The organism is Chitinophaga sp. GbtcB8 (assembly GCF_019091455.1).
Lineage (GTDB): Bacteria > Bacteroidota > Bacteroidia > Chitinophagales > Chitinophagaceae > Chitinophaga.
In genome coordinates, this window is record NZ_JAGXJN010000010.1 from 43,668 (window position 1) to 64,720 (window position 21,053).

The 21,053-nt window shown below is 48.1% G+C and carries 22 protein-coding genes; 10 read left to right on the top strand and 12 right to left on the bottom strand.

From position 1 onward, the window contains the following. Nucleotide 1 precedes the first annotated feature (1 nt). From KVT36_RS11555 to KVT36_RS11600, 10 genes are all read right to left on the bottom strand, one after another. Nucleotides 2-190, bottom strand: coding sequence for a pinensin family lanthipeptide (locus tag KVT36_RS11555; RefSeq protein ID WP_217603650.1), 189 nt, complete (start codon nucleotides 188-190; stop codon nucleotides 2-4). Between the two features lie 79 nt (nucleotides 191-269). Continuing rightward, nucleotides 270-2,402 (bottom strand): TonB-dependent siderophore receptor, encoded by a 2,133-nt coding sequence (locus tag KVT36_RS11560; RefSeq protein ID WP_217603651.1) that lies wholly within the window; start codon nucleotides 2,400-2,402, stop codon nucleotides 270-272. Nucleotides 2,403-2,427: 25 nt separating this feature from the next. Then, a complete protein-coding gene (locus tag KVT36_RS11565) occupies nucleotides 2,428-3,855 on the bottom strand; it encodes a DUF3526 domain-containing protein (protein WP_217603652.1) in 1,428 nt (475 codons plus the stop codon). Nucleotides 3,856-3,865: 10 nt separating this feature from the next. After that, a complete protein-coding gene (locus tag KVT36_RS11570; protein WP_217603653.1) occupies nucleotides 3,866-5,290 on the bottom strand; it encodes a DUF3526 domain-containing protein in 1,425 nt (474 codons plus the stop codon). 25 nt (nucleotides 5,291-5,315) lie between these two features. Continuing rightward, nucleotides 5,316-6,023, bottom strand: a complete 708-nt coding sequence (locus KVT36_RS11575) for an ABC transporter ATP-binding protein (protein ID WP_217603654.1) — start codon at nucleotides 6,021-6,023, stop codon at nucleotides 5,316-5,318. Between the two features lie 54 nt (nucleotides 6,024-6,077). Further along, a complete protein-coding gene (locus KVT36_RS11580; RefSeq protein WP_217603655.1) occupies nucleotides 6,078-6,413 on the bottom strand; it encodes a hypothetical protein in 336 nt (111 codons plus the stop codon). Between the two features lie 108 nt (nucleotides 6,414-6,521). Beyond that, nucleotides 6,522-7,190 (bottom strand): response regulator transcription factor, encoded by a 669-nt coding sequence (locus KVT36_RS11585; RefSeq protein ID WP_217603656.1) that lies wholly within the window; start codon nucleotides 7,188-7,190, stop codon nucleotides 6,522-6,524. A 171-nt stretch (nucleotides 7,191-7,361) separates the two neighbouring features. After that, nucleotides 7,362-8,099, bottom strand: a complete 738-nt coding sequence (locus tag KVT36_RS11590) for a sensor histidine kinase (protein ID WP_217603657.1) — start codon at nucleotides 8,097-8,099, stop codon at nucleotides 7,362-7,364. A 26-nt stretch (nucleotides 8,100-8,125) separates the two neighbouring features. Further along, entirely contained in the window at nucleotides 8,126-8,803 is a 678-nt protein-coding gene (locus KVT36_RS11595; RefSeq protein WP_217603658.1) for a hypothetical protein, read from the bottom strand. 18 nt (nucleotides 8,804-8,821) lie between these two features. Beyond that, nucleotides 8,822-9,343: a hypothetical protein gene (locus KVT36_RS11600; protein WP_217603659.1), complete on the bottom strand. Its 522-nt coding sequence runs from the start codon at nucleotides 9,341-9,343 to the stop codon at nucleotides 8,822-8,824. 398 nt (nucleotides 9,344-9,741) lie between these two features. Between KVT36_RS11600 and KVT36_RS11605 the strand changes: the two genes are divergently transcribed. The 8 genes from KVT36_RS11605 (at nucleotide 9,742) to KVT36_RS11640 (ending at nucleotide 16,911) form a co-directional block, all read left to right on the top strand. Further along, the gene (locus tag KVT36_RS11605; protein WP_217603660.1) at nucleotides 9,742-9,900 is read left to right on the top strand and encodes a hypothetical protein; all 159 of its coding nucleotides are present in this window, start codon (nucleotides 9,742-9,744) and stop codon (nucleotides 9,898-9,900) included. A 142-nt stretch (nucleotides 9,901-10,042) separates the two neighbouring features. After that, nucleotides 10,043-10,651: a TetR/AcrR family transcriptional regulator gene (locus tag KVT36_RS11610; RefSeq protein ID WP_217603661.1), complete on the top strand. Its 609-nt coding sequence runs from the start codon at nucleotides 10,043-10,045 to the stop codon at nucleotides 10,649-10,651. A gap of 49 nt (nucleotides 10,652-10,700) precedes the next feature. Further along, nucleotides 10,701-11,963: a TolC family protein gene (locus tag KVT36_RS11615; protein WP_217603662.1), complete on the top strand. Its 1,263-nt coding sequence runs from the start codon at nucleotides 10,701-10,703 to the stop codon at nucleotides 11,961-11,963. 34 nt (nucleotides 11,964-11,997) lie between these two features. After that, the gene (locus KVT36_RS11620; RefSeq protein ID WP_217603663.1) at nucleotides 11,998-12,897 is read left to right on the top strand and encodes an HlyD family secretion protein; all 900 of its coding nucleotides are present in this window, start codon (nucleotides 11,998-12,000) and stop codon (nucleotides 12,895-12,897) included. A 3-nt stretch (nucleotides 12,898-12,900) separates the two neighbouring features. Continuing rightward, nucleotides 12,901-13,821, top strand: a complete 921-nt coding sequence (locus KVT36_RS11625) for an ABC transporter ATP-binding protein (RefSeq protein WP_217603664.1) — start codon at nucleotides 12,901-12,903, stop codon at nucleotides 13,819-13,821. Nucleotides 13,822-13,824: 3 nt separating this feature from the next. After that, nucleotides 13,825-14,547, top strand: a complete 723-nt coding sequence (locus tag KVT36_RS11630) for an ABC transporter ATP-binding protein (protein ID WP_217603665.1) — start codon at nucleotides 13,825-13,827, stop codon at nucleotides 14,545-14,547. A 139-nt stretch (nucleotides 14,548-14,686) separates the two neighbouring features. Beyond that, nucleotides 14,687-15,793, top strand: a complete 1,107-nt coding sequence (locus KVT36_RS11635; RefSeq protein WP_217603666.1) for an ABC transporter permease — start codon at nucleotides 14,687-14,689, stop codon at nucleotides 15,791-15,793. Beyond that, entirely contained in the window at nucleotides 15,793-16,911 is a 1,119-nt protein-coding gene (locus KVT36_RS11640) for an ABC transporter permease (RefSeq protein ID WP_217603667.1), read from the top strand. The genes KVT36_RS11635 and KVT36_RS11640 overlap by 1 nt, the downstream gene beginning before the upstream one ends. A gap of 78 nt (nucleotides 16,912-16,989) precedes the next feature. Here the strand turns inward: KVT36_RS11640 and KVT36_RS11645 are convergent, their stop codons facing one another. Then, complete coding sequence (locus tag KVT36_RS11645) at nucleotides 16,990-18,420, bottom strand: PLP-dependent aminotransferase family protein (protein WP_089914383.1); 1,431 nt, start codon at nucleotides 18,418-18,420, stop codon at nucleotides 16,990-16,992. A gap of 70 nt (nucleotides 18,421-18,490) precedes the next feature. Between KVT36_RS11645 and KVT36_RS11650 the strand changes: the two genes are divergently transcribed. Beyond that, nucleotides 18,491-18,982 carry a DinB family protein gene (locus KVT36_RS11650; RefSeq protein WP_217603668.1) on the top strand — a complete coding sequence of 164 codons (492 nt, stop codon included), beginning with the start codon at nucleotides 18,491-18,493 and terminating at the stop codon, nucleotides 18,980-18,982. Between the two features lies 1 nt (nucleotide 18,983). Here KVT36_RS11650 and KVT36_RS11655 read toward each other — a convergent pair whose 3' ends face one another. Next, on the bottom strand, nucleotides 18,984-20,411 hold the full coding sequence (locus KVT36_RS11655) for a PLP-dependent aminotransferase family protein (RefSeq protein ID WP_217603669.1): 1,428 nt from the start codon (nucleotides 20,409-20,411) through the stop codon (nucleotides 18,984-18,986). A gap of 95 nt (nucleotides 20,412-20,506) precedes the next feature. Here KVT36_RS11655 and KVT36_RS11660 point away from each other — a divergent pair, with 95 nt between their 5' ends. Then, complete coding sequence (locus tag KVT36_RS11660; RefSeq protein WP_217603670.1) at nucleotides 20,507-20,950, top strand: carboxymuconolactone decarboxylase family protein; 444 nt, start codon at nucleotides 20,507-20,509, stop codon at nucleotides 20,948-20,950. Nucleotides 20,951-21,053: the final 103 nt, after the last annotated feature.

Sequence of the window (21,053 nt, forward strand, 5' to 3'; positions counted from 1 at the left end):
TTTATGCACAAATAACGGTCGTGCATAAATGGCCTTCGTCATCGGTAGCCAATGTATGCGTGGGGTGGCTTTGATTAGCCAACCCGCCTGCCAGGCGCATATTCATTTCACTGTCAATGCTGGTTACAAAACTTTCAATTTTCAGATCATCAATGCTCAATTTGATCTGGGGTGCTTTGTTCTCTTTCATAAATAGTGTTTTTAAAGAATTAGTGCCTACTATTAAGGGGTTTCGGCATATCCCCGATTGCGCAATCTTTTTTAAATAGTTAAAGCCGTATACCGGCAAATGTTTTAAAGGAAATAGGCGCTCCCTCTATATAATAATAGGTGCTTACGCCCGGGTACACGGAGCCCACCAGCATATCGCCGCTGGCGAAATAACGTTTGTTGGCCAGGTTATCCGCTACAATGCGCACATACCATTTACCGGCATCATAAGCCAGGCCTGCATCCAGCTTCGTATAACCTTTCAGGTAAAAACCGGGCGTATATGTAGCAGTACGTGTAACCGTACTTTGGCCTGCGCTAAAGCTTAAGCGGGAGGTTTCACTCAGCGGCAGGGTATATTGCAGCCAGCTGTTGATCATCTGTTCCGGTATAAAGGGCAGCTTGTTACCTTCATTTTCTTTGTTAGCATCTTTGCTGGTAATAGCATGTGTGTAAGCATAATTCGCAGATATGGAAAAGCGGTTGGAGAGGCGGCCGGTTACATCCACCTCTGCACCGGTGCTGGTGGCCTGGCCTATCTGCCTTCTGAAGCCGGGATGTTCCAGGTCGCTCGTAAGCAGGTTATTTTTAATAATGCGGTAAGCTGCTACACTGGTAATAAGCTTGCGCTGGAACCATTCCCTTTTAGCGCCTGCCTCTATACTGTTGCCCCGCATAGGCTTAAAATTGTTGCCTGCAAAGTCAACGCCAGACTGCGGTATAAAGGATTGATCGTACAACACATATACCGATGTATTATCGCCCAGCAAACGGGTAATGCCCAGGCGGGGAGAGAAGGCTGTTTCATCCCGCTGCGGTTGTTTGCCATTGGTAGTAACCGGTGTATTCAGTGTAAAACGGCCGCCGTAGTTCACGATCCAGCGTGTATTAATACGGGTAGTGTTATAAGCAAAAGCGGAGGTCCAGTTATTTTCGCGTACAATAAGTGCAGGTTTACCCAGCATGCGCACACTATCTGTATTTAAGCCATACTGCGGGTGCATTCTGTCAAAAGTGAAAGCATATTGCCCGTAAGCATTAAAAAAATTATCCTTGCTGTAGTTGTAATCCAGCCCCACCACCAGGTTGTGTTGTATAACACGGCCGGTTTTAAAAGAGCCGTTCATATATACCTGTGCTGCTGCTACCCGCCCGGTAATACTATTATTAACCGGTAAGCGCCGGGTAATATTGGTGCTGTCGAAATTCACCAGCGAATAGTTATCGGAGATCAGGTACCAGACAGTGGTAGGAGTAACGGTATATTTTGATTGTACTGATAAGCGCCAGTGATCATTAAAGCGGTGGTTAAAGGCCAGGCGCACGCTCTGCGATTGTGTGCTGGACTGTGGTAAATTGGGATCGCCTGCATAGTTATTGCCAATGCGGTCTTTAAGTATATCTGCTTCCGTGCCTATTTTGGTAATGCTGCTACCCCCCTCCGATGTGGTGCGGATAAGATCATACTCCGCCAGGATAGCAGTACGGGCGCTGAAGTTATACTGTATAACAGGGGCGGCCACATACTTTTTTGTTTTAATGAAATCCTGGAAGCTGTTCTGTTGCTGGTATACAACATTCAGGCGGTAAGAAAAACCATGTTCCTGCACTGCGCTGCCTGCATCGGCCGCTATCCGCCATAACCCAAAGCTGCCGCCTGCAGCTTCTATTTGTCTTACCTTTTGCTGCCGGGGTGTTTTGGTAGTAATATTCATACTGCCACCCGGCTCACCGGACGACAGCAGGAAACCTGCCGGGCCTTTTACAAAATCCACCCGTTCTATAAGGGCCGCATCATCTGTAATAGCGCCCATGGTGCTGCGTTGTGGCATGCCATTTACAAACTGGTCTGCGGAGAAACCTCTCATGAATGCCGCTGCGGAAGCATCAAACACAGAACTGTTATACCCGATCTTTACGCCGCTGGCATTGCGTATAATGTCTTTCATTTCCAAGCCTCCCTGCTCACGGATCAGCTCATTGGTTACACTTACCAGGCTTTGTGGTATTTCCAGCAGGCGGCCTTCCAGGCGCAGTACCGGCGCCATGCTGTCTGCCTTCAGCTTTTTTTTCTTTTCCAGCACTACAATTTCCTGCAGGCGTTGTTTACGCAGGCTGTCTGTATTATGCTGGGCATAACTACTGACAGTAATGCTGTATAAACTGATCAATATAGGTAGTGTTTTTTTCATTGATGCGATATATTAACTGATTGATTTAATGATCATGCCGTACATGCCTTTTCCATAACACAGTTATACCCGCCAGCAGCCAGCCTGCTGTTAATAACAGCAGGTAGGTCATACCTTTCCACCAGCGTGTGGCGCTGTTTACATCATATACCGGTTCATAGGCAGGCAGGGTTTTGTAATCTGCTGCGGTAAACTTCCGGCCGTTAAAATGCAGGCGGTAAAAGAATTGTTTCCATTGTTCACGGAAAACATTGGCCTGCCGGTTAAAACAGGCATAGTCAGCTATATCTGTACGGGCAATACTGTTCAGTAATGTTTGCGTATATACGGCAGGGTTATAATGGTAAGAAGCCGTAATGGCCTGCATATCCAGGCGGTTCGCGTTTTCCTGCCCGGCCATTATCCGCTGCATACGTTTGGCTACCAGCTCAAAATAAGCCATCAAACGCCGGGAGCTGGCTGCGCTGGTATCATAAGCCTGCTGATTGTAGTATTGTGGATGCCCTGCATAAAAGCTGTCCAGCAATTGTTTTTGCGGCAGCTCCCAGGTATCCCATTCAATTTCCCTTTGCCGGGAGGCATAGGTGGCTGTATTGTCTGTTGTACCTGTAGATTGTGTACCTAGCCGGAACAAAGCCGGTATTACTACCAGTAGCACTAACCAGGTGCATAACATAATAACCAGGTTTGCAGCAGCCGTAGTATTCCAGGAAAGTATGAACCATATCATAGCCATCCACAGTGCTGTATAAGCGGCGGATACGCCCAGCCAGGCAAGGAATGCCTGCCAGGGAAAATGTGCGCTGCCAGATAGCCATACACCGGCTACAGTGATCAGCAGCACACCCATTAATAAAATAAGATAACGTACCAATAAACGCAGCAATAACGTACCGGTAATACTGCCTTTTTGTATAACCAGCAACGCCAGTGTGCCTTGTTCCTTTTCCTGCGCCAGCAGGTTATAGCTTAAACAGATGGCGGCCAGTGGCAGCAGGTAGATCAGCAGGAAGGCGCCATCAAAATTGCCGGAAAGCAAATATTCCGGGTTATTGATCTTTTCTTCCGCCGGTACAAAATTTTGTTTGATGGTAACCGGGAAATAATAAGTGGCCATATCACTCATGCCAATAGCCAGCAGGGAAAGGGGCGCAGGCGGGTGAAAGACGGTACGGTGCAGCCGGTAATCCACCACAGCAGGGTGGCTGGCCATAATATAATCCGTTTTCCCCTGTGCCGTACTGGTATCCGCATCCAATTGTTTATAAAGCTTTATGTACTGCTGGTGGTAATCCCGCTGTATACTATCCAGCGTAGCCTTATGGGTTACCATTACGGAACGGCCATAGTATAAGGCTACTGCAGCTGTTATTATAAAAATGCCTGCCAGCGCCGGTAATAAGGAAGTCCGGGTAAGGCTGCGTACCTCGAACTGCAGGATGCGCCCTGTCATAAATATGGATCTATTGAACCTGTGCATGGCGGGCAAACCGGTTTAAGAGTAAAACACTTCCCGGCAGCCATAACAGCAGGGATAATAGCAGTAAGCGCTGGTTATGCAGCACGCTGGCTGTAGTTAGCGGCTGGTAGCGGAAGGCAGGTATGGTGCTGTAAAAACTGGGGTTTACTTTCGAGGTAACATCCTCTGTTTTACTGCCGCCATAGGCCAGCTCATTATTCAGGCGGCGTATAAAAGTATTGCGGTATTGCCTGGCGGTTTTATCAAAGTGCCATTGATGGTCATAATCTGTACCACATAAAGCCATAGAAATACTGCGTATGGCCAGGTAAGGATTAAGGTAAGCCGCATAACGGGTAATATTGTTTTGCAAACGTATAATGCTATCTGTTTGTGCAGCATAGGTATCATACACCATTTGTGTATAGTCTTCATTAGCCTGCATTAAGATGGCGGTTAAATTAACCGGCAGCTGTTCAACGCTGGTAACATGGTACTTTTTAAGAACTTCCTGTGTTAGCTGTGCCTGCCTGCTTTCCCGGGGCGCATCGCCATGAATGCCCATTTTAATAGCCTTTTCAATTTTTTCCTGTATGGCATACCGGGAAGGTAAAGGGTGCAGGGCCTGCCCAATAACAGGCATTAAGCGGGGCATCAGCACATTCCATAACAGCCATATGCCCAGCACAATGATCAGTGACTGCCGGGCATTTTTTGCCAGTGCAGACACCAGGATGCCCACTAAAACAAAAATGCTGCTGTAAACGGCATAACAAATAATGAGCAGCAGCATACGCAAAAGATCTGCACCGGTGGCTGGCCGGCCTGTTATTACAAAGAGCGCAGGCAGGTATACCAGCAACCCCAGTAGCAGCATGCTGTTTACAATAGCCAGGTTAAAACCGGCTTTACTGTTTAACAATGCAGCCGGGCTGGCGCCCTGTAATAAAAGCAGCCGCAGCGTGCCGGATGTTTTTTCCTGTGTATAGCTATTAAAACAGCAGAAAAGGATGAACAGGGGGAAAAAGAGCTGCAGCACACTTGCCATGGTCAGCTCTCCGAAACGCAGGTAAATATCGGCCGGGCGCAGGCTGGGTGTGGCCATACTGTGCTGCACGTGCGCCTCTACCCGCATCGTATATCCGGTAAGGTTATCCAGTCCTTTGTCAAAACTGCTTAACAAGGTAACAGGCTTAAAAATGTAGGTGCCAAAATGGGCGGCGCTATGCGGATCACCCACCTGCAGCTGCTCCCATTGTTGCCGGAAATGTATGTTTGCAGCAGATCGTTCTTCCTGCAGGCGGTTATACCGCCCGCAAACCCCTGCAAAGGCAATACCCAGCATTACCAGCAATGCAATGAAGGCTGCCGGCAGGGTATGGTTACGCAGCATCTGCTGCCATTCTTTAGTGGCTAATATTATAAACATGGTCATTGAATAACAGGCGTGTGAATCAGCGGGTGGCGCTCATATGTTCCATATACATGCTTTCCAGTGTGTAATGATCAATGGTGGCGGCTTCCATAATGGCAAGCAGCCGCCCTTCCTTCATAATGCCAATGCGGGAGGCCACTTCCCTGGCCCGGTACAGATCATGGGTGGCCATTAATACTGCGCGGCCTTCATCACTGAATTGCCGCAGCAGTGTAGAAAATTCGTTGCTGGCCCTGGGGTCCAGGCCGGAGGTGTGCTCATCCAGCAGCAGGGCTTTGGCATTTTTGGCAGTGGCAATTGCTATCCCTACTTTCTGCCGCATACCTTTGGAATAGGTTTGTACCCGCCGGTGTATGGCATCTTCCTGCAAACCTGCATGCAGCAGCAGCTGTATATACTGTTGTTTCGTGTATTCATTACCGGTAAGCGCGTTAAAGAACTGCAGGTTCTCCAGCCCGCTCAGGTATGGGTACAACATCACTGTTTCCGGGATATAGGCAATATGCCGGCGGGCTTGCTGCCGGTGGGTTTTTACATCTATACCATTTACCAGCGCAGTACCGCTGCCAGGGTCTAAAAAACCCAGGAAACAATTGATCGTGGTGGTTTTGCCGGCGCCGTTAGGCCCTAAAAGACAAAAGATCTCACCTTTATTTACAGACAGGTTCAACGCGTGCAGCGCTGTATGCCGGCCAAATTGTTTGGTCAGCGCAATGGCTTGCAACATAACTTACAGGAATACAGTCAATGAAAAATGTGAAGCAGCAATAAGGGAAGAATATTATAACAGGGCAGGAGGGCCTCTGTTAGCCTGTGTATACTGCAGGCCAGCATTGGGGGCAGAAGGGCGGAAGGTATTAGTAACAGAATAGTAACAAAGCGGGGGCAATATTATATGTACCGCTGGGAGATCTGCATCTTTTGCCAGGTGATAATCACAAATAGGGCAGGAATGGCTGGCCTTAACCAGGTGCTCCGGCAGCTGGGCAGTCTTATGATGTTTTACCTGCGTATAGTCGTGCCGGTGAAAAACCTGCACACCCTGTATATACAGCAGCATGGCCATTAATATAAAGGCCGCTGCTTTACGAATAAGGATATGCCGGAGGAACTGCATGTGACAAATATAAATAAAATTGTAACAACGTTGCAAAAAATAATAGGTAAATTATTACCTGGAAGAAACATTTTTTCACAGCAGGCAGTAGCAGGGCATATAAAAATATTAGAGCAGGTCTTCTTCTTTAATGAGGTTATTTTTCAGCGCAAATACCACTACGCCGGCGGTATTCTTCACATTCATTTTTTCCAGGATGCGGGTGCGGTGCCCTTCCACCGTGCGTTTGCTCAGGAAGATCTTTTCACCGATCTGCTGGGCGGTGAATTGCAGGCATATGAGTTTAATGATCTCTTTTTCGCGGTCTGTGAAGGAGATCTTTTCTTTATTGCGTTGCGGGTCAAACCGGCTCTTTACGATCATGGTGGCCAGTTTGGCGGAAGTTTGTTTGCAGTAGAAGATATTATCTGCATACACCTGTGTAATGGCTTCCAGTATTTCCTGTTTATCCGCATTTTTAAGCAGGTACCCTTTGGCACCGGCTTCCAGCATTTCCACGATCAGGTCTTCCTCGTCGAACATAGAAAGGGCAATGATCTTGAGCAAAGGATTTTTTTGCAGCAGCAAGCGGGTAGCGGTTACCCCATCCATACGGGGCATTTTGAGATCGGTCAGTACAATATCCGCCTGCACATTTTCCAGCATGTCCACCAGCTCACGGCCATCAGATGCCTGGCCTACCAGCTGAATATCGGGCTGCCTGGAAAGCATCAGTGCCAGTCCGTCCCTGAAGATCTCATGATCGTCTGCTATTAATAATCTGATTTGTTGGTCCATTGTTTCCGGAGTGATAATGATCGCCGTACAAGCGTTGCGTGCCCCACGAGCCCCAACTGAAAATTGCGAACTGCAATATTGGGGTGGATAAGTGCCTCTTTTGAGGAAGTAAATATACAAATTTCCGGCAGTTTTTGTTCAGACGGCAGTGGAGGTGGGAGGGGCCTGCATTCAGGCTGGTATTTTTATCAGGTAGTTGGTGCCTTGTCCGGGTGCGGAATCAATGGACAGAGAGCCATGCATAATGTCGGTCCTTATTTCCAGGCTTTTCATGCCCAGGCCTGTGGAGTTGGCCTTTGCTTTTTTTACATCAAAACCGGCGCCGTCTTCACGGATCAGCAATAGCAGCAGGTCTTCTTCCTTATTCAGGGATATCTGCAGCTGTTTGGCGTGCGCGTGTTTGAGCGTGTTCTGGATAATTTCCTGGATAATACGGAAAATGTGGATGGCCTTTTCCGGCTGTATTTGTATGTCGCCGCTGGTGCGCAGCTCAATGTGCAGGGGCTGTTTTTCGCTGATCTGCTGGATAAATTCGCGGAGCGCTTCGGTGAGCCCTTTTCGCTCCAGCGCATTGGGCAGCAGATTATGGGATATTTGCCGCAGGTTGGTGATGGTTTCGTCAATATACTTGCTGGAGCGGGCTATGATCTGTTTATCCTCATCGGTATGTACATCCAGGCTGTTAATGAAAAGTTTTACGGTTGACAGCAGGGGGCCGGCGCTGTCGTGCAGGTCTGTGGCAATACGTTTGCGTTCGTTTTCCAGTATGGTGATCTCCGCGGTGATCCGTTCCCTTTGTAATTTAATATAGCGGCGGTGGTACAGGATAATGGATACTACAAAAAAAACGATGATAATTGCAATGAGCAAAGAAACAAAGACGGTGGTATAAAAGATCTTATCTCCCATTGTTGAAAAATTACTTTCTCCTTCATTTACTCAAAGTGCCTGTTAAAATAAAGATCGTTCTTTTTTACGGGGATTAAAAACGCGGCCACTCCATACAGCAAATTTACAAAAGCGTTCATATACCCGAACATACTAATGATCTTCGTGGCTACGCTTACCACATTATCCTTCCCCAGCACATAATAGGATGCTTCGTAAATGATCTGGTAAATAAAATAGATGATAAAGCCCAGGCAGATCAGGAATTTAGCGTTCTTAAACAGCTGTTTGCTATCCTGCACGATCATATAATTGATCTCATTGATGCTAAGCAATACGATCACAAAGGAGTAAGCGCCTTTAAAAAATGGGCTGTAGGTTTCTATCTTAAAGAACACCAGGTTCTCCGTGATCCAGATAATAATAAAGGCAGCCATCAGGAAATAGAACAGCTTTTGTTTCCGCTGCAGGAAACCCCAGGAGCGGAATAGGAAAAGCAGGATCAGGCACTCAATTAATGCGTACAGGTTTACCGTGATCGCATTGTTGGCGTGCAGGTAGCTGATACAGATAAAGCTAATGACCTCAGAGGTAAAGGCCATCAATAACAAAAGAATAAAGGGGTGGTAGCTGGTATTGATCTTGTAAAAGCGTACCACCCCTATAATCAACGGGATAACCACTGTTTCGCTTAACAGGAAACTGGCAATATGGTCAGGGATCATTGAGAAAAGTTGGGTAGATTATCTGGTTAGCTTGCTGGCTTTACAGGGCGGGGGATCGCAACGCTGGCCGTTTTCCATGGCCTCTGCATCATCAACCTGCGCCTGGGCAGTGGAGATACCGGGTATAAAACCAACGGCTTTCTCGCCCCGGCTGTTCTTACCATCCAGCAGTTTTACAACAATATCTTCGCCTTTGGAATCAACCGGTACCATTACCAGTCTCACTTCCCCATTCTTACCACGGCCATAATAAATACGGATGCCCTGTGCATCTTTCTGGTTTAATAATACGGCAAAGGCGTCGCGGTTAAAGGTTTCGGCTGTGGGTAGCTTCAGGGACGAATCCAGCCGGACGTTTTTTATAAGCTGGTCCCGGGTATTCCGGAAATCTCTGGTCAGGGTAGCGGCTTCGTTTATGGGAATGGTGTGGATCGATGCCTTTTGGGGGTCAAAAGGGATGGGGCCTTGAGGCTGCTGGCATGCATTTAACAAAACAATTGCCACCAGGGCGGCAATGTAAGTAAAGCGGTTTTTTTTCATGAGTATGAGGTTTTTTGGTGAACTGAGCTGCAAAATAGCCGATATGCCCTACAAACCCCTTCGTAGAATTGCCTGAAAAAACAAGTATAAATACGCAATCTTTTCAGGTGTTACTTCGCTTGCCCCCATGGCCGGCCGGTAGTAAATTTGTACTGTTAAATCGATCGTACTTTTCTCTGCATATAGCGTTTGACCCCAAAACGTAAGGGCAGCACCCGATAACGGCTGTCAGCACCTTGTTTGTTAACCTTTCTTCTTTTTCTTCTTTACGCCTATTAAGATAAGGCATTTTTCCCGGATGGTTCATATGTGTATCCGGGGCGGCTTCCGGCATATGTATATACTAATAATGATGCGCTGTTATCTATGGTCTGCACGGGAGCTGAGCAAAAAGTTAAATGCGGCGTTTCATACTGGTCTTACACCGCGGCATTTTCACCGGCCTGAGGGGCTGGGAATTACGTAAAAGCGGTTGGCTTTTACGGGAGATGGACGATCCTTCCAGCTATTATCCTGACAATATTCATCTTGCCATAGGAGTGGAAGATTCTTTGTAGGCAGTCCCCCGGGCAATCGTACGCACAATTTCATCATGCCATAGGGTGCTCTTAGGCCAAGCTCCCTGACAGAAAAATTTATTTTACGCTTTCCAATCTTTCCATATCTTTGCATTAACCGAATGGTTAAACTGAATAGTTTATGTCTCAGGAAAGGAATACAGAGGAGCAGATTATAGCAGCAGCCAAAAAGATATTTTCAACCAAAGGACTTGCAGGCGCGCGTATGCAGGATATTGCAGATGAAGCAGGCATTAATAAAGCTATGCTGCATTATTACTACCGCAGCAAGGAGAAACTGTTTGAAATAGTCTTCACGGAAGCCCTGGATAAGCTAATGGATCGTATGAGCAATGTTATCAATGCTAACTTGCCGCTGCCGGATAAGATCCGGGAGATCGTTAAGAACTATATTCAGGGGCTAACGGAAAATCCGCATCTCCCTTTATTTGTACTGAATGAGCTGCAGCAGCAGCCGGAGCTCCTGGTAAAGCAATTCAAAACCAAACCTAACTTCCCGAACATCCAGCAGTTCCTCATGGAAATAGCCGTGGCAGGGGAAAAGGGGATCATTAAAAAGATAAGCCCCCTGCAATTAATGCTGAATATTTTGTCGATGTGCGTCTTTCCCTTCGCGGCAAAACCTTTGCTGAAGGGGGTTACAGGAATAGATGAAGTACAGTTTAAGCTACTGATAGAAGAAAGAAAACAGTTTGTGGCGGACTTTATTTTAGCGGCAATTACACCGTAGGTTTTTTTTGCTTTTGAATTAACCAAATAGTTAAATAAAATAGTTAACAATGAAGTATGTCGTTTGGGTGTGGCTATTAGCTACCACGCAGCTGTATGCACAGGACAGCACCTTGCTTACCCTGGAACAATGCCAGCAGCTGGCCCGTGAGCATTACCCTTTGCTACGCCAAAAGCAGGTGCTGGACAGCATTTTAAAACTGCAGGTAAAAAATACCAATACCGCTTACCTGCCACAGGCAGAGCTGAACGGGCAGGCTACCTACCAAAGCGCCGTTACAGAATTTCCGTTTAAAGTACCGGGGGTAAGCATACCGGAATTTTCCAAAGACCAGTACCGGGCCACCATTGATGTAAAGCAGCTGTTGTACGATGGCGGCGCTACCCGCCAGCAGCGGGAGCTGCAAACCATACAGCAACAAACAGAGCAGCAGAAAGTGGAAGTGGAGCTGTACAAGGTAAAACAGCAGATAACACAGGCCTATTTCAATGCGTTGCTGGCAGCGGAATACATACAGGCTGCCCGCTTAACGCAGCAGGACCTGCAACAGCGGATAGACCGGTTAAATGCCGGGGTACAGAATGGTACGGTGCTGCCCTCGAATGTAGATATGTTAAAGGCAGAACAGCTAAGGGCAAGCCAGCAGGAGATCTCCGCCGATGCCTCCCGCAGTGCTAACCTGGCCGTGATACAGCTGCTTACCGGTTATGAAACAACCGGCGCGGTAAAACTGTCCCTGCCTGCAGCAGCGCAGGTAACCTCAACGGATACACTTAACCGGCCGGAGCTGCAGTTATACCAGCTGCAGTCCGCCGCCCTTAACCAGCAGGCCAGGCTTACCGCCACCAAACCCTTGCCCCGTATAAGCGCCTTTGTGCAGGGTGGTTACGGCCGGCCGGGTTTAAATATGCTGAAAAATGATTTTACTCCTTTTTACCTGGGCGGCATCCGCCTGAACTGGACCCTCTGGAACTGGCGTTATAACCGTACGGAACAAAACATTCTGCGCCTGCAGCAGCAGAACATAAACCAGCAAACAGAAACCTTTACACTTAACACCCGGGTACAGCTGGCGCAGCAGCAAACGGAAATAGGCCGCCTGCAGCAAACGCTGGAAAAAGATACGGAGATCCTGACCCTGCGCGCCCGGGTAAAAGATGCCAGCGCTGCCCAGCTGGATAACGGGGTTATTACCGTGCACGATTACATTACCGACCTGAATGCCGTAATGCAGGCCCGGGTAGACCAAAGCACGCACCAGGTGCAGCTGGCGCTGGCCCGTATTAATTATCAACTTATAAAAGGCTATTAAATATATGTTACCTGTACTCAAAAACATTTGCACCATGCGTACTGTATTCAATGTTATAGTACTTGCTATTATGCTGCCGGCCTGCCGCTCCAATGATGATAACGCAGACGCCTATGGGAATTTTGAAGCCATAGAAACAGTAGTATCTGCAGAAGGTACCGGTAAGCTGTTATCCTTTGCCGTGGAGGAAGGAATGACCTTACCCGCTGATACCATAGTAGGATGGATAGACTCCACCCAGCTTTCCCTGAAAAAATCGCAGGTAAGGGCCAACATTAAAGCTGTGCTGAGTAAAATACCGGAAACCGCACCCCAGCTGGAAGTGATCCGGGAACAGATAGCCACCCAGAAACGGGAGCAGCTGCGTATACAGAACCTGGTAAAAGCCAGCGCCGCCACCACCAAACAGCTGGATGATGTTAATGCGCAGGTAGCTGTGCTGGAAAAACAATACCGCTCCCTGGCCTCCACCCTCAATACACAGGTAAGTGGCTACAGCAGCGAGACACAGCCCCTGGAAGCACAGGTGTTGCAGCTCAATGACCAGCTGCGCCAGTCGCGTATAGTGAACCCCGTTAGCGGCACAGTACTTACCAAGTATGTGGAAAAGGGAGAGGTGGTGAATTATGGTAAACCGCTGTATAAAGTAGCTGACCTTTCCTCCCTGCTATTGCGGGCTTATGTGGGTGAGGAACAATTAGGGCTGTTAAAGATAGGCCAGCAGGTAACTGTACGCACCGATCTGCCGGAAGGTAAATACCACGAGTGGCCCGGCACCGTAACCTGGGTATCTGCCGAAGCAGAGTTTACCCCCAAGGAAATACAGACTAAAGAAGAAAGGACTAACCTGGTATACGCCGTAAAAGTGAAAGTACAGAATGATGGCAGCCTGAAAATAGGCATGCCCGCTGAGCTGAAACTGGCAAAACAATAACTCATGAAAACACCCATTGTTGTACAGGATGTGCATAAAAGTTTCGGCAAGGTAAAAGCCCTGCACGATATTTCTTTCACGGTGAATGAAGGGGAGTTGTTCGGGCTTATAGGACCGGATGGCGCCGGTAAGTCCACGCTGTTCCGCATTCTTACCACCCTGCTGCTGGCAGATAAAGGACAGGCTACGGTGAATGGGCTGGATGTTGTAAAGGACTATAAAGCCATCCGCAAAATAGTGGGTTACATGCCGGGCCGTTTTTCCCTGTACCAGGATCTGACGGTGCAGGAGAACCTGGACTTTTTTGCTACCATTTTTAATACCACGGTGGCTGCCAACTATGAGCTGATAGAAGAAATATATGTGCAGATAGCGCCTTTCAAAGACCGGCCGGCAGGAAAACTTTCCGGTGGTATGAAACAAAAGCTGGCGCTGTGTTGCGCGCTGGTACATAAACCGGTGGTGCTGTTCCTGGACGAGCCTACTACCGGTGTAGATCCGGTATCCCGCAAGGAGTTTTGGGAAATGCTGCAACGCCTGCGTAAAAAAGGCATTGCCATTCTGGTATCCACACCCTATATGGATGAAGCTATGCTCTGCGACCGGGTAGCGCTGATCCAGAATGGCAGCCTGCTGGAAATTGATACGCCGCAACATATCATTGCACAAAACAACAAACCGATGTGGGCCGTTCGCGCTAAACGTATGTACCCGCTGATACAGGACCTGCGCAGTTTTCCTGAAACAGAGAGCTGTTATGCTTTTGGAGAGTACCTGCATCTTACGCTCAAACACGGGGAGGCAGACCTGGATAAGCTACATGCTTACCTGCAACCCAAAGGGCACGAGGAGTTTAGCATGCATCCCATACAGGCCGGCATTGAAGATTGTTTTATGGAGCTGATGAAAAGCGAAAAAGTTTAAGTTATGCAACCCATCGTTACTAAAGAGCTTACTAAGAAATTCGGCACTTTCATAGCCACCAATGCCATTACGTTTGAAGTAAAGGAAGGGGAGATCTTCGGTTTCCTGGGGGCTAACGGCGCCGGTAAAACAACCGCTATGCGCATGCTTTGCGGGCTGTTGAGGCCCAGCAGCGGGGAAGCTAAGGTTGCCGGCTTTGATGTGTACAAACAGGCCGATAGGATAAAACAAAATATCGGTTACATGAGCCAGCGGTTCTCCCTGTATGAAGATCTGAAGGTAAAAGAGAATATCCGCTTTTACGGCGGCATTTATGGATTAAGTAATAACACGATCAAAGAAAAAACAAAACAGCTGCTGCAAAAGCTGCAGATGGAAGCTGAAGCAGACCAGCTGGTAAGCGCCCTGCCATTAGGCTGGAAGCAAAAGCTGGCCTTTTCCGTAGCCATCCTGCATGATCCGTCCATTGTGTTCCTGGATGAACCTACCGGTGGGGTAGACCCGGTTACCCGGCGCCAGTTCTGGGACCTGATCTATGAAGCAGCCGGCCGCGGGGTAACGGTATTTGTAACCACTCACTATATGGATGAAGCGGAGTATTGTGACCGTATCTCTATAATGGTGGATGGCCGTATACAAGCCCTGGATACGCCCCGGCAGCTGAAAGCGCAGTTCCAGGCTGAATCGATGGATGATGTATTCCTGAAACTGGCAAGGGGCAAGTAAGTAAAAAAGTAAAAAGTGAAGGCGAATAAGCAATCAACAAAAGCTAAGCCATTCGTAATTATTCGCATTCATAATCATTTTCAATGGTGCTCAAGCCCCGTTTTGCGGGGCGTAATTGACAATTCGTAATTAAAATCTCATGCGTCAATTCTTTGTATTTGCCCGAAAAGAATTTTACCATATTTTCCGCGATAAGCGCACACTGCTCATTCTTTTTGGAATGCCGATAGTGCAGATCGTGCTCTTTGGTTTTGCCATTACCAATGAGATCAAAAACGCGGAAATCGCTGTGCTGGACCAATCCAGGGACTATTACAGCAACCGGCTGGTACAGCAGCTGCAGGCAGGCAGTTATTTTAAAATAGACCAGGAGCTGCAAAGCCACCAGGCTATTGAAGCGGCCTTCAAGGAAGGGCGTATAAAAATGGTGGTAGTGATCCCGCCTAAATTCGGGGAATCATTTTTCCATTTACATAAAGCGCAGGTACAGCTGCTGGCAGATGCCGGTGACCCTAACACCGCTACCACGCTCATTAACTATGCCCGGGCCATTATCGGCAATTATCAGCAGGAGCTGAACGGGCCGCAGTCAATGCCGCTTACTATTAACACCACGGTACGCATGCAATACAACCCGGCATTAAAAAGTGTATTCCTGTTTGTGCCGGGTGTAATGACCTTAATACTATTACTGGTATCTGCCATGATGACCTCCATCACCATTGCCCGGGAAAAAGAGCTGGGCACCATGGAAATATTACTGGTATCGCCATTACCGCCGGCAATGATCGTAACAGGAAAGGTGGTGCCTTATATTGTATTGTCGTTCATTAATGCACTGGTGATCCTGGGCATGGGTATCTGGTTATTTGGTATGCCTATTAAAGGCAGTATTGTGCTGCTGTTGCTGGAATGTGCGCTGTTTGTACTAACCTCTTTGGGTTTAGGCATTCTCATATCCACCGTTACAGATAAACAGCAAACCGCCATGATGGCCTCCATGATGGGCTTACTGATGCCTACCGTGTTGCTGTCCGGTTTCATCTTTCCTGTTGAAAGCATGCCCCTTCCGCTGCGGTTATTATCTAACATAATGCCGGCCAAATGGTTCATCATTATCCTCAAGGATATTATGCTCAAAGGTTCCGGCCTGCGGGAAGTATGGCCGCAAAGCCTTGTACTGTGCGGTATGACGTTATTATTTGTGACAATAAGCATACGTAAATTCAAAATCCGTTTAAGCTGATGCGTACCATCTTTTTTATACTGCAAAAAGAGTTCCTGCAGATCTTCCGGAACAGGGGTATGATGGCCATCATCTTCCTGATCCCGATTGTCCAGCTGCTGGTATTGTCCAATGCTGCCAACTATGAAGTAAGGAACCTGGCTATTGATGTAGTGGACCAGGATCATTCCGCCTGGTCGCAGCGCCTGGTAAATAAGCTCACGGCCAGCGGTTACTTTAAGCTGCACCGCCAAACATTTAATGAAAAAGCCGCTTTTGAAGACCTGCAGCTGGATAAAGCAGACATTGTACTAATGATACCCCGGCATTTTGAGCGCGACCTGGTACGGGAAGATAAAGCCTCCCTGCAGCTGCTGGTAAATGCCATTAACGGCAGCAAGGCAGGCCTGGCAAATGGTTATACCAATAATATTATCCGCAGCTTTAACCAGAACATCCGCACGGAATGGCTGGCGCTGGATGGGCGCAATGGCCCTGCTGTAATTGAGGTTACCTATTCAAACTGGTTCAATACCCGCCTGGATTATAAAGTATTCATGGTGCCGGGCATTATTGTAGTGCTGGTAACTATGATCGGGGCTTTTTTGTCCGGGATGAATATCGTAAAAGAAAAGGAAATTGGTACCATCGAGCAGCTAAACGTAACTCCTATACGTAAACACCACTTTATATTAGGAAAGCTGATCCCATTCTGGATCGTAGCGTTGTTTGAGCTGGCCCTGGGATTGCTGGTAGGAAAGCTGGTATTCCATCTGCCCATGGCAGGCAGCCTGTGGCTGGTGTTCCTGTTTGCCGCCGTTTACCTCTGGGTTATGCTGGGTATGGGCTTGCTGATCTCCACCTTTACGGAAACGCAGCAGCAGGCTATGTTCATTGCGTGGTTCTTTGTGATCATCTTTATACTCATGAGTGGTTTGTTTACCCCGGTGGAGAATATGCCGCATTGGGCGCAGGTGCTTACCTGGTTTAATCCTATTGCCTACTTTGTAAAGGTGATACGTATGGTATTGCTCAAAGGCAGTGGCTGGGCTAACATACAAATATACCTGCTTATTATGCTGGCATATGCGGTGGTGATGAATGGTATTGCTATCTGGAATTACCGGAAAATAACATAAGATTTTTAGTATCTGTTACAGTGTAACAGTTGTAGGTTTAGGCATGCCGGAGCATTCTTGCTCCGGCTTTTTTTATGCTTAACCTTTCAGCTTCCTGATCAGCTTCCCCAATGTTTTAATGCCTTCCTCTACCTGTTTATTCCACGGGTTGCCATAGCTCAGGCGCATACAGTTACGGTAGCGGTCCTGCAGGGAGAAAATACGGCCTGGCGCAAAGCTGATCTTATTCTTTAGCGCCAGCTCATACAGCTCATAGGTATTAATATTCTCATTAAGGGCCAGCCATAGTACAAAACCACCCATAGGCCTTGTTACCAAAGTGTCTTCCGGGAAATAATCCGCCACCGCCTGTAAGTAGCGCAGGCTTTGGGTATGCAGCTGTTTGCGCATGCTGCGCAGGTGGTGCTCATAACGGCCATTTTCCAGGAAATGCGCTACGGCTGCATGGGGCAGCGAGGCGCAGGCAATGGAGTGGTTACGTTTCAGGCGTAGTACCTTTTCCTTATACTTCCCCGGAAGTGTCCAGCCTACGCGGTAGCCGGGCGCCAGGGATTTGGAAAAGGAGTTGCAGGCCAGCACAATACCGCTTTCATCAAAGGTTTTACACAGGGCGGGCCTTTCCCTTCCAAAATAAATATCCCCGTAAATATCATCTTCAATTAAGGGAATGCCATGTTTTTCTAGTATATGTACCAGCTCGCGTTTATGCGTATCCGGCATGCAGGAGCCCAGCGGGTTATTGAAGTTGGTTACAAATAAGCAGGCTTTAATATTGTGCCGTGGAATGGCTTTATCCAGGTAATCCAGCTCTACACCGGTTACCGGGTTGGTAGGCACTTCCAGCACCTTTAAACCCAGGCTGGCAGCCAGCTGCAGGGAGCCGTAGTAGGAGGGGCTCTCTAACGCAATGGTATCACCGGGTTGTGTTACGGCACAAAGGCTGAGTGTTAAGGCATCTGTACAGCCATTGGTGGTTACCACATCTTCTTCACTTACCACGCCGCCCCATAAAATACTCATGCGTGCAATTTGCCGTCTTAGCTGCAAATTCCCCTGTATGGATTCATATCCAATACCGTTACCAGGCATATTACGGAGGGCCTGCACCATTGATTTGGAGATCTTGGCTGCCGGAAGCAGGGAATCGGCAGCGGCCGCAATGGAGAACTTCAGTATGTTGTCGGCCGCCATGTGGGCAAACACGCGGTCTATCATTTCATGTACCGTTACTTCCGATGCTTTTTTTACCGGCTCGCAGGTTTTGGGAATATCGCGCAGCTTACGCGGGCTAAAACGTATGTAGTAGCCGGATTTAGGCCGGGGCTCAATTAATCCCTTGCCCTCCAGGTGGTAATAGGCCTGGAAAGCAGTGCTGAGACTTACGCCCTGTTCCTTGCTGAGCATGCGTACAGAAGGTAGTTTGTCGCCTATTTTCAATACATCTTTTTCTATCAGCTGTTCTATACGGTCTGCTATCTGCAAGTATAAATGCTCCGCGGTTTTTAACATGGCTTAAAGATCTGATCTGGTCAAAATTACTAAAACTGCATCTGTTTTGGCAACCTGCAAACTATTTATTTTGCAGCCATATCTAACTCCTTTCGCCAATATGTTTTATCCATCGTTGCTGGAACGTCTGTTGAACCAGTACCAGGCACTACCGCCTATGTTACCGGCTTTAACGCAGGAGCAGCTGCTGGCGCAGCCTTCGCCCGGCAAATGGTCGGTGCAGGAGCAGGTAGCCCACCTGGTGAGCTATCAGCCAGCATTCCTGAGCAGGGTGTATCGTATCCTGGATACGCAGGACCCGCTGTTTGAGCCGTATGTGGGAGATGATGACCCGGTGTTCCTGTACTGGCGCCGCCAGTCGATGGACACCTTGCTGGAAGAAATGCAAACCGACCGGCAGAAGATCATTCAGCTGCTGCAAAGCCTTTCGGAGGAACAATTACAGCGCGTAGGTGTGCACAAACGGTATGGCCGTTTGAACATACTGCAATGGACAGAGTTCTTCCTGCTGCATGAAGCGCATCATTTGTTCTCCATTTTTAAGCTGGCGCATGCGCAGTAGCTTATAACATTTTCCGGATCAGTTTTCCGGTAGTTTGCACGGCCCGGGTCAGGTCTTCGTTCCAGGGCAGTGCAGCGCTGAGGCGCATACAATTCTTATATTTCTGCTGGCTGGTGAACAGGGTGCCTGGCATAATACCAATGTTATGTGCTGCCGCCTGCCGGTGCAGTTCCCAGGTATCTGTTTTTTTATTGCACACTACCCACAGGTTAAAAGACCCTTCCGGGTTGCTGAGCTGTGTATCATCCGGATAATATTGCTGGATGGCACGGGCCATTTGCTGCGTTTGCAGGGCCAGCGCCCGCCGTAGCTGCTTCAGGTGCAGATCCGGGCGCTGATGCTCCAGGTAGCTATATACAGCCAGCTGCGGCAGCAGGCCGGTAGAAAAGGTGGTCATAAATTTCAGCTGTTGTACCTGGGTATAATACCTGCCGGGAATTACCCATCCAAGGCGGTAGCCGGGCGCCAGCCATTTGGAAAAAGAAGAGCAGTGCAGCACTAATCCATCCTTGTCAAAAGTCTTTACAGTAGCGGGCCTTTCGGGTCCATGATGCAGCTCTCCAAAAGTATCATCTTCAATTAACGGCACCTGGTATTTGTGCAGCAGCTGCGCCAGCGCTTTTTTGCCGGCAGCAGGTATACAGCTGCCCAATGGGTTATTATAATTGCTGATGAACAAACAGGCATTTACCCGCTTTTTACGAAAGGCATCTTCCAGCTTTTCAAGTGATATGCCGCTTACCGGGTCAGTAGGTATTTCCAGCGCTTTCATGCCCAGGCTTTCAATGGTCATCAGCAATCCAAAAAAAGTAGGGGATTCTATGGCAATGGTATCACCGGCTTTGGCCACTGCCCGCAAACACAGACTAATGGCTTCCATACAGCCATTGGTGATAATAATGTCCGATGAATTAACGGCCCCCTTCCAGCTTAGCGTACGCCGCGCAATGTGTTTGCGTAGCGGTTCATAACCATTCAGATCATTATAATGCACAAAGGCCGTTTTATGCGAACGTACTGCATGCAGCAAGGCTTTGTGCAGCTTGTTAAGCGGGAACAGCTCATTGGCAGGCGCTGCAGCATCCAGGGAAATAAGGCCTTTGTACTGCCGTCCATCATGTATGCGCTGCATCTGCTCATTTACCTTTACCGTGGTAATAGTAGCCCGGGGTGTAGTAATAGCCGGTAATTGGAGGCGTTGCCGCTGTGTATACTGCACATAATATCCTGAGCGCTCACGGGCAGCTATCCATCCCCTTTTTTCAAGCTGTGTATATACCTGTAAAGCGGTGCTGATACTGATATTATGCTCCTGGTGCAGCTCCCGTACAGAGGGGAGTTTATCGCCCGCTGCATACACACCTTTTTCAATGAGCAGCTCAATTTTATCCGCCAGCTGCTGGTATAAAAAATCATCCGTTTTAGGCATAACTCTATCTGTTATGGTCAAAAATAATAAATTCTGTATCTGTTTTGGTGAGCGGTATTGCTGTTATTTTGTATCCGCATCAAACCTGAAAGCAGATGAAAACAAGAATGCATTGGAAAGAAGTAGACCCCGAAGCCTACAAAGCAATGAGCGCTTTAGAAACGTATGTGCGCAACAGCAGCCTGGATAAAAAGCTGATGGACCTGGTTAAAGTGCGCGCTTCCCAGAGCAATGGCTGCGCCTTTTGCCTGGATATGCATGCCTTTGAGGCCCGCAAAATAGGAGAAACAGAACAGCGCCTGTACACGCTGGCCGGCTGGAGGGATGCCCCCTTTTTTACCCCGCAGGAGCGGGCTGCTTTAGCGCTTACAGAAGCAGTTACCCTGGTATCTGCCACGCATGTGCCGGATGATGTTTATAATGAGGCCGCTCAGCATTTTTCAGAAAAAGAGCTTGTGCAGCTTATCCTGTTAATTGTAACCATTAATGGCTGGAACCGTATTGTTATTTCAACACGAACACTTCCACAGCTACGCTAACTAATAATAAAGAATGAATAATTAATAGACGCTGGGCATGTGCTTCAAGTGAATAACCGGCCTTCATGATTAATAATCATATCTAATGAACAACAGTCTTCAT